The organism is Pseudomonas sp. BIOMIG1BAC, assembly GCF_001705995.2.
Lineage (GTDB): Bacteria > Pseudomonadota > Gammaproteobacteria > Pseudomonadales > Pseudomonadaceae > Aquipseudomonas > Aquipseudomonas sessilinigenes.
This window is the reverse complement of record NZ_CP049045.1, coordinates 2,332,394-2,345,098: the sequence shown is the minus strand read 5'-3', so window position 1 is coordinate 2,345,098 and position 12,705 is coordinate 2,332,394. Positions and strand designations below refer to the sequence as shown.

The 12,705-nt window shown below is 62.8% G+C and carries 9 protein-coding genes; 3 read left to right on the top strand and 6 right to left on the bottom strand.

The annotated features are described in order from the left end of the window. Nucleotides 1–208: 208 nt before the first annotated feature. Together ATY02_RS11125 and ATY02_RS11120 are read right to left on the bottom strand one after the other, a co-directional pair. Nucleotides 209–1,183 carry a LysR family transcriptional regulator gene (locus ATY02_RS11125; RefSeq protein WP_068577243.1) on the bottom strand — a complete coding sequence of 325 codons (975 nt, stop codon included), beginning with the start codon at nucleotides 1,181–1,183 and terminating at the stop codon, nucleotides 209–211. Nucleotides 1,184–1,379: 196 nt separating this feature from the next. Beyond that, nucleotides 1,380–2,144: a GntR family transcriptional regulator gene (locus ATY02_RS11120; protein WP_022643289.1), complete on the bottom strand. Its 765-nt coding sequence runs from the start codon at nucleotides 2,142–2,144 to the stop codon at nucleotides 1,380–1,382. A gap of 306 nt (nucleotides 2,145–2,450) precedes the next feature. On the opposite strand from ATY02_RS11120, the gene ATY02_RS11115 reads away from it, so the two are divergent. Beyond that, a complete protein-coding gene (locus ATY02_RS11115; RefSeq protein WP_068577245.1) occupies nucleotides 2,451–3,641 on the top strand; it encodes a benzoate/H(+) symporter BenE family transporter in 1,191 nt (396 codons plus the stop codon). Nucleotides 3,642–3,790: 149 nt separating this feature from the next. Here ATY02_RS11115 and ATY02_RS11110 read toward each other — a convergent pair whose 3' ends face one another. After that, complete coding sequence (locus tag ATY02_RS11110; RefSeq protein ID WP_022643287.1) at nucleotides 3,791–4,135, bottom strand: YggL family protein; 345 nt, start codon at nucleotides 4,133–4,135, stop codon at nucleotides 3,791–3,793. A gap of 234 nt (nucleotides 4,136–4,369) precedes the next feature. On the opposite strand from ATY02_RS11110, the gene dacB reads away from it, so the two are divergent. Beyond that, complete coding sequence (dacB, locus tag ATY02_RS11105) at nucleotides 4,370–5,830, top strand: D-alanyl-D-alanine carboxypeptidase/D-alanyl-D-alanine-endopeptidase (RefSeq protein ID WP_068577247.1); 1,461 nt, start codon at nucleotides 4,370–4,372, stop codon at nucleotides 5,828–5,830. Nucleotides 5,831–5,872: 42 nt separating this feature from the next. Here the strand turns inward: dacB and ATY02_RS11100 are convergent, their stop codons facing one another. Further along, nucleotides 5,873–8,272, bottom strand: coding sequence for a diguanylate cyclase (locus tag ATY02_RS11100; RefSeq protein WP_068577249.1), 2,400 nt, complete (start codon nucleotides 8,270–8,272; stop codon nucleotides 5,873–5,875). 136 nt (nucleotides 8,273–8,408) lie between these two features. Then, nucleotides 8,409–10,667 carry a bifunctional 23S rRNA (guanine(2069)-N(7))-methyltransferase RlmK/23S rRNA (guanine(2445)-N(2))-methyltransferase RlmL gene (gene rlmKL, locus ATY02_RS11095; RefSeq protein ID WP_068577251.1) on the bottom strand — a complete coding sequence of 753 codons (2,259 nt, stop codon included), beginning with the start codon at nucleotides 10,665–10,667 and terminating at the stop codon, nucleotides 8,409–8,411. Nucleotides 10,668–11,211: 544 nt separating this feature from the next. On the opposite strand from rlmKL, the gene rmf reads away from it, so the two are divergent. After that, entirely contained in the window at nucleotides 11,212–11,427 is a 216-nt protein-coding gene (gene rmf, locus ATY02_RS11090; protein ID WP_016965693.1) for a ribosome modulation factor, read from the top strand. 135 nt (nucleotides 11,428–11,562) lie between these two features. Here the strand turns inward: rmf and ATY02_RS11085 are convergent, their stop codons facing one another. Continuing rightward, on the bottom strand, nucleotides 11,563–12,582 hold the full coding sequence (locus ATY02_RS11085; RefSeq protein ID WP_068577253.1) for a quinone-dependent dihydroorotate dehydrogenase: 1,020 nt from the start codon (nucleotides 12,580–12,582) through the stop codon (nucleotides 11,563–11,565). Nucleotides 12,583–12,705 lie beyond the last annotated feature (123 nt).

Genomic DNA, 12,705 nt, shown 5'->3' with positions numbered 1-12,705 from the left:
GACGCAGTATCGGCACAAGCGCCGCAGGAGCCAAAGCACAGAATATCGCCCGGCGTGCTGCCAAAACGGCAGCACCGGGCTAATGCCGGTCAGTTAAGCGAGGCGATCCCCTATAGGCGCGAAGCTTGCTCGCGAGGGTCGTCAACGGTGGCGCGTGTTGACTGGGTAAACGCAGCACTCTGAAGCCCATCGCGGATACGCCTCGCTCCTACAACTTCCTTAGCTGATCGACATTGAGCGCCGGCTGGCGGCAAGTGCGCTCGGCGCGCTGGCGCGCACCGATCTCTTCATCGAGCAAATGAGCCAGGACCTCCACCGCGCCAGGCAACTCGCGACCGCTGCGGGCATAAAGCCCCAGGTCACTGTAGATGCCGCCCTGGTCGCTCAAGGGGATGTGCAGCAACTCCCCCTTGGCCAGGTCCGCTTCGACCCCGATTCGGGTCTGAAAAGCCACGCCCATGCCGTGCCGGGCCATCTGTCGGGCCAGCTCCAGGGAATTGCTTTGCAATGGCGGCTTGTCCAACAGTCCCAGGCCTTTGTGCAAGGGCGCCAGCAAGTGATGGATCGAGAGCTGGCTCTTGGCCAGGATCAGGCCGTGTTCGGCGCAAGTGGCGAAATTCACGCTGCCGCGGTCGGCCAGGGGATGCTCGGGACTGACCAGCGCCCCCAGGCGAAAGTGACCGACGCTCAGTTGACGAATCTCCGGCGCCCTGGGCAAGGCGAACGCCAGGCCCAGGTCGGCGCGGTTATTGATCAGCGCCAGGGGGATCGCCTGTGAGCCCTGCACAGTGACACCGATCGTCACCTGAGGATGCAGGCTACGCATGCGCCTGAGCACCGCGGGCAACAACTCGACCGTAGCCCCCTCCACCGTGGCGATCTCCACATGCCCACTCTTCAGGCCGCGCAAGGCATCGAACTCCAGCCGCACTCGTTCCAGGTCTTGCAGCACAAGGCTGACATGGCGACTGAAGACTTCCCCGGCCAGGGTCAAGCGCAAGCCACCGGGCAAGCGCTCGAACAGCGATGCACCGATCTCGTCCTCGATCTTGAGGATCTGCCGATTCACGGCCGAAGACGCAACATTCAAGCGCCGGGCCGCCTCACGGATCGAGTGGCAGCGACGCACCATGTCGAAATAATGGATCGCGGAAGAATGAATACGCAGCGCTCTGCCGCTCATGCCCTGGACTCCTTGCGCGGGACGAAAGGCGACCTCGGGCCGGCAAAATGCCGGCCGCAGGCCTCAAGACAGCAACTGTATACAATTAACTTAATAAATTAAAACAATCTGTCGCCCGCGACTCTTCATCTTCGCCAAACGAAAATCCCCCGCCCCATGAGCCATGGAGCGGGGGATTCTTAACAGGGCAAGAGCGTTACAGCTTGGCGCTGGAGCGACCTGGCTTCTTGGTTTGCAGCAGGTGCGAAAACACCGCGTGCAAGTCGTCCGAGGCACTTTCCTCGTCGAGATTGAGCTTGCTGTCGATGTGATCCATGTGATGCATCATCAGGTTCACCGCCAACTCGGCATCCCGGGCCTCGATGGCATCGATCAGCTGGGTGTGCTCATCGTAGGAGCAATGGGAGCGGTTGCCACTTTCATACTGGGCGATGATCAGCGAAGTCTGGGACACCAGGCTGCGTTGGAAGCTGATCAGCGGGGCATTTTTCGCCGCCTCCGCCAGCTTCAGGTGGAACTCGCCGGAAAGGCGGATGCCGGCACCGCGATCGCCACGGGAAAAGCTGTCGCGCTCCTCGTTGACCATCTGCCGCAACTCCAGCAACTGCTCGGTGGTGGCGTGCTGCACGGCCAGCTCGGTGATGGCCCGCTCCACCAGGCGCCGGGCGAGGAACACCTGGCGCGCTTCCTCGACGCTCGGGCTGGCCACTACCGCCCCACGGTTGGGACGCAGCAACACCACGCCTTCGTGGGCCAGGCGCGACAAGGCGCGACGGATGATGGTACGGCTGACTCCGAAGATCTCCCCCAACGCCTCTTCGCTCAACTTGGTGCCGGGAGCCAGGCGCTGCTCGAGGATGGCCTCGAAGATGTGCGCGTAGACAATATCGTCCTGGGTACCGCTGCGACCGGCCTTGCCTGCTCGCGGTTGTTTCTTCAGGGGTTGCAACTGTTCGTTCATGGGCACTCGGGTCGGGAGGACTGCGGCGATGTCAGCGTGACTTTAATACGCCACGGTGGGTCGCTGGCAAGTATCGCGTTAAAACAAGCGCATATTGTACACAACCCTTGAGGATCATTAGTAGCGACTGTTTTCGCCTGCCACGACTGTACGGCTGTTTGCAGCCGCGGCTGTATGGCAATGTCCCGTCACTTTTGAGTTTAGGCTTGCCCCCCCGGACCTCAGTACCCGCCCATTGCACGCCCAGCGTGGATCGACAGGTCACAACCGTCCGTTGCGTCTTTCAAGAACAAGGAAACAGCAGCAATGCCCGATGCCACTCCCGCGCAATTGCGCCCCCTGGCCGACACTTCGCCTTCTGCCATCGTGGCTGGCTTCATCGCCATGATGACCGGCTACACCAGCTCCCTGGTCCTGATGTTCCAGGCCGGCCAGGCCGCTGGCCTGAGCAGCGGCCAGATTTCCTCGTGGATCTGGGCCCTGTCCATCGGCATGGCGGTGTGCAGCATCGGCCTGTCCCTGCGCTATCGCACCCCCATCACCATCGCCTGGTCGACTCCCGGCGCCGCACTGCTGATCACCAGCCTGGGAGGCGTGACCTACGGCGAAGCCATCGGCGCCTATATCACCTGTGCGGTGCTGGTCATCATTTGCGGGCTCACCGGCAGCTTCGAGCGCCTGGTGAAAAAGATCCCGGCTTCCCTCGCAGCCGCCCTGTTGGCGGGAATCCTGTTCAAGATCGGCAGCGAGATCTTCGTCGCCGCCCAACATCGCACGGGCCTGGTGCTGGGCATGTTCTTCACTTACCTGGTGGTCAAGCGCCTGTCGCCGCGCTATGCGGTGCTGGCAGCGCTGTTGATCGGTACCGCCCTCTCCGGCTTGATGGGGCTGCTGGACTTCAGTCATTTCCAGCTGGAAGTGGCCACCCCGGTCTGGACCACGCCGCACTTCTCCCTCGCTGCCACCATCAGCATCGGTATCCCGCTGTTCGTGGTCGCCATGACCTCGCAGAACATGCCTGGCGTCGCCGTGCTGCGCGCCGACGGCTACAACGTACCGGCCTCGCCACTGATCACCGCCACCGGCCTGGCCTCGTTGCTGCTGGCCCCCTTCGGTTCCCATGGCATCAACCTGGCAGCGATCAGCGCAGCGATCTGCACCGGCCCCCATGCCCATGAAGACCATGGCAAGCGCTACACCGCAGCGGTCTGGTGCGGGATCTTCTATGGCGTCGCGGGGACCTTCGGCGCGACCCTGGCCGCCTTGTTCGCGGCCTTGCCCAAGGAGCTGGTGCTGTCGATCGCCGCCCTGGCGCTGTTCGGCTCCATCATCAACGGCCTGAGCATCGCCATGAGCCAGAGCAAGGAGCGTGAAGCGGCGCTGATCACCTTCATGGTCACGGCATCGGGCTTGACCCTGTTCTCCGTGGGCTCGGCATTCTGGGGCATCGTTGCCGGCGTCCTGACCCTGATAATCCTGAACTGGCGCAATGCGTGAAGCCGGTGCCCGGCCTGCCGGGCAAAAGGCGCCCACGACAAGGCCCGGGACTGGCCCGAGGCAGAAACGGCAAGCATTAGGGAAAAATCGACAGGTTGCCCTGGGGCAACAACGCATGGACGGCCCGGACGGGCCGCCCATGCATGACATCACGCGGTCGGGTTGATCGCGTTGTCCGGGTACCAGACGTCCAGCAGCGGGCTGACTTCAACGTTGGTCAGCTCGGTGCGAGCCTTGAGCCAGGCCTCTACGGTGGCACGCTGCTCTTCGCTGACCGAACCACGCTTGCTCAGGCAAACCAGGCCGAAGTCGTCGCCGCCGACATAACCCAGGCCGTTGGCTTCCATCGCCTCTTTGAGAAATGCGTCGAGGAAAGCGTCGATGGCTTCATCGGACAGATCTTCTTTGAAATCCAGGTTCAGCTCAAAACCCAACTCCTGGAACTCATCTACGCAGAGTTTTTTGCGCAGGCGGCGGGAACGGTTAGTGGCCATGGAACAATCCTCATAAATAATAACGGGCGGCACTTTACCAGCTTAGCCGGGCGATTGCCTGACTCTATGGGAACGCCGGTCGGCCATTGGTAAAAAAAATCCCCTCCTGTCAGGCCGAGGTACGGCACAAGCCGCTACACCTTGGGGCATAATGCCGACTCTTTCATGACCACTGAGGGATTTTTGTCTACACCCCTCGCCTTTTCTCCCCTCGACTGCAGGGTTCCATTTCCCATGATCAAATCGTTGCGCCCCCTACTGCTGGCCAGTGCCCTCCTCCCTCTGGCGTTCCAGGCCTACGCCGCCCCCGTCAACACCACCCTGACCCCGAAGGTGCAACAAGCCCTCAAGGCCGCCAAGCTCCCGGACAACGCCTTGTCCCTGGTGATGCTGCCCCTGAACGGACCAGGCACCCCGACCATTTTCAACGCCGATGTCTCGGTCAACCCGGCCTCCACCATGAAGCTGGTGACCACCTACGCCGCCCTGGAAATGCTCGGCCCGACCCACCAGTGGAAAACCGAGTTCTATACCGACGGCACCCTCAGTGGCGGCATCCTCAATGGCAACCTGTACCTCAAGGGCGGCGGCGACCCCAAGCTGAACATGGAGAAGCTCTGGTTGCTGATGCGCGACCTGCGCGCCAACGGCGTGCAGCAAGTCACGGGCGACCTGGTGCTGGACCGCAACTATTTCGTACAACCGCAGTTGCCGGAATTCAATGACGATGGCAACGACGAGAACAAACCGTTCCTGGTCAAGCCCGACTCGCTGATGGTCAACCTCAAGGCCCTGCGCTTTGTCGCCCGCAACGATTCCGGGCGGGTATTGGTATCGGTGGAGCCGCCAATCGCCAAGATCCGCATCGACAACCAGGTCAAGGCCCTGGGCGGCAAGCAATGCACGGGGGACGTGCGCTACAACCCGGTGACCCAGGCCGACGGCAGCGTAATCGTCACGGTCGGCGGCCAACTGGGCGACGGCTGCAGTTCGCAGACCTACCTGTCGCTGCTGGACCACGCCACCTACACCGCCGGTGCGGTACGGGCGATCTGGAGCGAACTGGGCGGCAGCATCCAGGGCCAGGATCGCCTGGCTGTGGTGCCCAAGGATGCCAAGGTCCTGGCCCGGGCATTCTCCCCGGACCTGGCGGAAGTCATCCGCGACATCAACAAATACAGCAACAACACCATGGCCCAGCAATTGTTCCTGAGCCTGGGTGCCAAGTACCGCAACGAAGCCGATGGCGACGATGCCAAGGCCGCACAGCGGGTTATCCGCCAATGGCTGGCCAAGAAAGGCATTACCTCGCCGCACCTGGTGATGGAGAACGGCTCAGGCCTGTCCCGCGCCGAACGAGTCAGTGCCCGGGAGATGGCCGGCCTGCTGCAAGCGGCCTGGAAAAGCCCCTACGCCGCCGAGTTCATCAGCTCGATGCCGATCGCCGGCATGGACGGCACCATGCGCAAGCGCCTCAAGCGCACGGCGATGTCCGGTGAAGCCCATATCAAGACCGGCACCCTGAACACCGTCCGCGCCATCGCCGGCTACAGCCGCGACGACAATGGCAACACCTGGGCGGTGGTGGCGATCCTCAACGACCCACAACCGTTCGGCGCCTCCTCGGTGCTGGACCAGGTCCTGCTGGACCTGTACCGCCAGCCCAAGCTGGCCGCCAGCGCCTCGGCGCTGTAATCCCGCTGTCGACGGCGGCGCCAGGCGCGCCGTCGTCGCTGTTCAAGGCAGTTCTGGCTGGACCCGGTCGCGCCCAGCCTGCTTGGCGGCATAGACGCCGGAGTCAGCCCGCAGCAGCAAACCATCCGCCCCCTCGCCTTCATGCCAGCTGGCAATGCCGAAACTGGCTGTGACCGTCCCTACCGGATCGATCGGCAAGCCCCTCAGCCCCTGCCACAGCTCCTCGGCCAGGACCAGTGCCTGGCGGCCACTGGTGTCCGGGCACAGGAGCATGAACTCCTCGCCGCCAAGGCGGCAGAACACATCCGTGCGTCGCAGGCGCCGGCCGATGCGCTCGCAGACACTGCGCAGCACCTGGTCGCCCACGGCATGGCCATACTGGTCGTTGATGCGCTTGAAGTGATCGATATCCAGCATGATCACCGCCATCTCGCCACCGCTGCGCTCCAGCCGCTGCATCTCGTGCTGCAACTGCTCCTGGAAATACCGCCGGTTGTAAATACCGGTCAGGGAGTCGGTGACCGACAGCGCCCGCAATTCTTCCTCGACCCGCTTGAGATCGGAGATATCCGAGATGTAGCCGTGCCATAGCACGCCGCCACCTGGCAAGCTCTCCGGGCTCGCCGCGCCGCGCATCCAGCGCAGGCCACGCTCCGGCAGGCAGACCCGGTACTCCTCGCGCCAAGGGCTCAGGTTCTGCGCCGAGACCCGGATCGACTGCGTGATTCGCTCCACGTCCTCCGGATGAATACGTTCGAACACCGACGCCGCATCCTCCTGCAGTTGTTGTGGATCGATCTCGTAGATCTCACGAATACCGTCGCTGGCGTAGGTGAAGCTGGTGTGCCCATCGGCATCCATCTTGAACTGGTAGATGCCGCCAGGAACATGGGCGCTGAGTCTCTTGAGCAGGCGATCCCGGGCCGCCAGGGCCTCGTGCACGCGCTTGCGCTCGGTGATATCGATGCAAATCGCCAGGTGGCCGATCCACAACCCCTGATCATCGAGCACCGGGGTGGCCAGCATGTTCACCGACAAGTGACTGCCATCGCGGCGCACCAGGGTCCACTCCCTGGCCTCGTGCCCGGCCATCATGCCTTCCTCCACCAGCATCGCCTGGGACACCGGGATGGGCTTGCCATAGCGCTGGCTCAGGCTTTGCGCCCAGCTCTCCAGCTCCTGGGGCAGGTGCAGGCTTTCCAGGGTCAGGTGGCCCACTACTTCGGCGCTGCTGTAGCCGAGCATGTGCTCGGCGCCCGCGTTGAACGTGGTGATCACTCCACGCAGGTCGGTCGCGATGATCGCCACTTGGGTGGCGGCATTGAGCACGCTGCGCAGCTGGCTATGGGTGCCACGCAACTCCTGCTCGCGGCTGCGCAGTTGTGCCGTGCGGTGTTCGACCAGGGTCAGGGCCCGTTGCCGCTGGCTCACCAGCACATAGAGCAAGGCGCTGAGCAGCACGCTGAGCAGGCCACCTAGAATCACCAGGCTGCCCAGGGAAAAATGATTGGCATGCAGGAACGCCGCGCCGGGACGGATATCCACCTGGTAGTCACGGTCGGCCAGGCGCAGCAGCCGGCTAGCGGTCAGGTAGCTGTCGATCGGCGGGTTATTCGACTCATAGAGCACCTCGTGCCGGCCCTCGATGGACAGGTCGAGGATACGCACCGAGAGGTTGTCACTGGCCGGCACCGGCAGGCCGTCGGCCACCAGTTGCCGCAGGCTGATCACCGCCAGCACAAAACCATCGGGGCGCGACGACGTGCCTGCATTGTTCGCCGCGCGCCTGACTGGCGCTGCCAGCACCACACCCCTGGCATAGGCCGGATCGACCGCCACCAGGTGCACCGGCGGCGAGACGGCCATGCCGTCCCGTTCCCGCGCACGCTCCAGCGTCGCCCGACGCAGGGACTGGGCCAGCAGGTCGTAGCCCAGCGGCGAGCCCATTGGACTCTGGGTCTGGCTGTAGAGCACCGGTGCATAGTCATCCTGGTCGCCAGCGGGTTCCATCTCGCCGGCAGCATTCAATTGCAGAATGCTGAACCCCGCCACGCCCTGCTCCCGTACCGCCTGCTCGAACGCCGGGCGCTGGGCCCGACTGACCAGCGGCGCCCAGGCGTAGGCCTGGGTACGACGCAACAGTGGCTTGGCGTAACCATCGAAATCCTGGCGCGTGACCTGATCGGAATTGACGAAGAACCGCCGCAAGCCGTCCAGGCGCTGCTCCTGGTCCTGAAAGCGTTCTTCGATACGGCTATAGCGCTCGCTGGCCAGCAACTGGAAGCGCTGGCGCAGCTGTTGCTTGTTCAGGTTGTAGGTGGACCAGGCCAGCAGCCCGGTCAGGATGCAACCGGCCAGCAGCACCAAAAGGGCCACCAGCCAGGCGGATACTTCTTCACTGATGAAACCCAGGATTTTCGGGCGTACCACATGCAACGGCATAAGTAGAACTCATCACGCCAGCGAGTTTGGGTGTCATTCGAACGTGTTGTGAGTTATAGCCATTAGCCATTAATTTGACCAGTATCAAGCCACTCCAGGGCCTGAAAATTCAGGCCCTGGGGGACTTATCCTGTCATCAGCGAGTGGTGATCTTCCAGGCACGGTGGATCTTGCCGTTACGGGCAAAATCCGGGTCGATGGTGCTCGCCGTGATCTCCTCCACCTGGTAGCGCGCAGCCAGGTTTTCATCCAGCTGGAACTTGCGGAAGTTGTTGGAGAAATACAGCACGCCGCCAGGTGCCAGGCGAGCCATGGCCAAGTCGAGCAACTGCACCTGGTCGCGCTGTACGTCGAACACCCCTTCCATGCGCTTGGAGTTGGAGAAGGTCGGCGGGTCGATGAAGATCAGGTCGAACTCATCGCGGCAGGTGTCCAGCCAGGCCATCACATCGCCCTGCTCCAGGCGGTTCTTGTCGGAAAAACCATTGAGCGACAGGTTGCGCCGCGCCCAGTCCAGGTAGGTCTTCGACAGGTCGACGCTGGTGGTGCTGCGCGCTCCGCCCTTGGCGGCGTGCACACTGGCCGTGGCGGTGTAGCAGAACAGGTTGAGGAAGCGCTTGCCGGCCGCCTCCTTCTGGATGCGCATGCGCATCGGCCGGTGGTCGAGGAACAGCCCGGTATCCAGGTAGTCGGTAAGGTTCACCAGCAGCTTGACCCCGCCTTCGCGGACCTCGGTGAACTGCCCCTGGGCACCCTGGCGCTCGTACTGGCGAGTGCCGCTCTGGCGCTCGCGGCGCTTGATCAGCACCCGGCTCTTGTCGACGTTGAGTGCCTGGGGAATCGCTGCCAGGGCATCGAACAGGCGAGCCTGGGCCTTCTCCGGGTCCACCGACTTGGGCGCGGCGTACTCCTGCACGTGCACCCAGTCCTGATACAGGTCGATGGCCAGGGAATACTCGGGCATGTCGGCGTCGTAGACCCGATAGCATTCGATACCCTCACGCTTGGCCCACTTGCCCAACTGCTTGAGGTTCTTCTGCAGGCGGTTGGCGAACATCTGCCCGCCTTCGCTCAGGCGGGCCTGCTCGACTACCGGAGCCGGAGCCGGTTTGATCGGGTTGCCGTTCTTGTTGTACTGGCGCACTGGCGGCTCATCCGCCACGGCCTGGGCCTGCTCGCGCTCCAACTGGCGCTGCTCGGGGCTGCGACGCTCGCCCGTGACGAACTGGTCGGGCAGCACCTTGATCAGCAACAGCTTGCAAGGCAAGGCGCCGTTCCAGAACGAGTACTGCTTGTGGCTGCGGATGCCCATGCGCTTGCCCAGGTCCGGGGCGCCGGTGAACACCGCGGCCTCCCAGTTCAGGCAAGCCTGGCGCAGGCGCTCGCCCAGGTTCTGGTAGAGGTACAACAGGCTGGCCTCGTCACCCAGGCGCTCGCCATAGGGGGGGTTGCAGATCACCAGGCCTTTCTGGTTCTGGTCCGGACGCGGCTCGAAAGTCGCCACTTCGCCCTGGTAGATCTTGATCCAGTCGCTCAGGCCGGCACGCTCGACGTTGTTGCGGCCCGGCTGGATCAGGCGTGGGTCGGCCTCATAACCACGGATCCACAGCGGCGGCCGTGACAGTCCGGCCTGTGCCCGGGCCAGGGCTTCGTCATGCAGCTTGCGCCACAGCGCGGGCACATGCCCCTGCCAGGCGCTGAATCCCCATTGCTCGCGCTTGAGGTTGGGAGCGATGTCGGCGGCGATCATCGCGGCCTCCACCAGGAAGGTACCGACGCCACACATCGGGTCGGCCAGGGCCCCGCCCTCGGCGGCAATGCGCGGCCAACCGGAACGGATCAGGATCGCGGCGGCCAGGTTTTCCTTGAGCGGTGCGGCGCCTTGCTGCAGGCGGTAGCCACGCTGGTGCAGGCTGTGGCCGGACAGGTCCAGGGAGAGAATGGCTTCGCCACGATCCAGGCGCAGGTGGATACGCAAGTCCGGATTGAGCTTATCCACCGAAGGACGCTCACCGGTGGGCGTGCGCAATTTGTCGACGATGGCGTCCTTGACCTTCAGGGCGCCGAAATGGGTGTTGTCGATACCCGAGCCGTGGCCGCTGAACTCCACGGCAAGGGTACCGTCGGCCAGCATGTGGTCCTGCCAATCGACATCCAGCACGCCCTGGTAGAGGTCATCGGCGTTTTTCATCGGGAAGCGCTTGAGGACCAGCAAGACCCGGTTGGCCAGGCGCGACCACAAGCACAAGCGATAAGCTGTCTCCATGTCGCCCATGCCGCGCACGGCGGAGGTGTGTTCGCGCGCTTGTTCAAGGCCAAGCCCGGTGGCTTCCTCGATCAGCAGGCCTTCAAGGCCTTTGGGACAGGTGAGGAAGAGTTCGTAACGATCCGACATGGAAATACCAGGGCCTTAGGCAAATAAGTGAACGGACAACGCATCGCCCGCTCGGTTTTTAATCAAGCGCTTTTCTTCAAGAGCGCTCGCATGGCACGAGACTGTGCCGCCCCACCCCGGCTGGCATGATTTTTTGCAGGACAAAAAAACTTAGAGGCCGGGGCAGATAAAAAGTCAGGGCAATAAAATGACATAAGTCTACCCTTCGTCGAATAGTAGTTGAGTGCAACCGTTCGACATTCTTACTAAAGCATTAACCTCATCATCTAGTCCGAGGCTAGCCACAGCGGGCTTTGCTTGACAAACACGATACAAAAACCGTCCAGGCTTATGGCCTGGATAGCATTATCGTTACGTCCTTATGACAAAACGATCATTCACTTGCTGTGACCTATTGGTTAGAACTCAACACAGGTTGGCGCCGCAACGGCGTCAACATCAAGGCTCGTGACGCCGGCAGCGAGCACCAACGGCAGAACCGATCTGCCCGACCTCTATGAAGGTCGACGGGACATATACAGTCAACAAGTGAGGGAAACACCCTATGAGAAGACTAAAGCGTGATCCGTTGGAAAGAGCGTTTTTACGCGGATATCAGTATGGCGTTAATGGCAAGTCCCGTGAGCTTTGCCCATTTACTCTACCGTCGGTACGCCAAGCCTGGATCAATGGCTGGCGAGAAGGACGCGGCGACAACTGGGACGGTATGACAGGCACTGCGGGTATACACAGACTCAACGAACTTCGCGCTGTCGGCTGATCAGGGTACATTCCGACACCTGAAAAACTTGAATGCACAACGATTTAACCACGCACGCCCCATCCGGGCGGCGGGCTTCGGCCCAGGGGCTCCTTCGAGGAGCCCTTTTTATTGCCGCCTCACCCGCAACAACCCTCAGCCCATGGCCGCAATGGCATCCACCGACTCGCGGATCAGCGCCGGGCCCTTGTAGATGAAGCCCGAGTACAACTGCACAAGGCTTGCCCCTGCGGCGATCTTCTCCGCGGCGTGCTTGCCTTCGGTAATACCGCCCACGGCAATGATCGGCAGGCGACCGGCGAGCTCCGCAGCCAGGACCTTGACGGTGTGGGTGCTCTTCTCCCGCACTGGCGCACCGGACAAGCCGCCGGTTTCGGCGCCATGTTCCAGGCCCTCGACGCCTTCGCGCCCCAGGGTGGTGTTGGTGGCGATCACCGCGTCCATGCCCGTCTCCAGCAGGGCCCGGGCCACTTCCACGGTTTCTTCGTCGCTCATGTCCGGGGCGATCTTGATCGCCAACGGCACGCGCTTGCCATGGATTGCCGCCAGCTCCTGCTGGCGACGGCTCAGGGCTGCCAGCAGTTGCTTGAGCGACTCGCCAAACTGCAGGCTGCGCAGGCCAGGGGTATTGGGCGAACTGACGTTGACGGTGACGTAGCTGGCATGGGCATAGACCTTGTCCAGGCAGATCAGGTAGTCGTCCACCGCCCGCTCGACCGGGGTGTCGAAGTTCTTGCCGATGTTGATGCCCAGCACGCCCTTGTACTTGGCAGCCGCCACCCGCGCCAGCAGATTGTCCACCCCGAGGTTGTTGAACCCCATGCGGTTGATGATGGCTTGCGCCTCGGGCAGGCGGAAGATCCGTGGCTTCGGATTGCCGGGCTGTGGACGGGGCGTGACCGTGCCGATCTCGACGAAGCCGAAGCCCAATTGGGAGAAGCCGTCGATGGCCGCGCCATTCTTGTCCAGGCCGGCCGCCAGCCCCACGGGATTGGCGAACTCCAGCCCCATGACCTTGACCGGCAACTGCGCCGGGGCCTTGCACAATAGGCCGTTGAGGCCCAAACGCCCGCCCGCGCCGATCAGGTCCAGGGACAGATCGTGGGAGGTTTCCGGGGAGAGTTTGAACAGCAGCTGGCGGGCCAGGGTATACATGGGCGGGATGAACTCGGTTGGCGGCGAAATAGGTCGCCGATTATAGCCGCGCCCGGGGCTTGCACGCGAGGCACCAACGCAAATCCGCCTGTCGATGGCATATGCCTTGCACTCTCTTGTTCC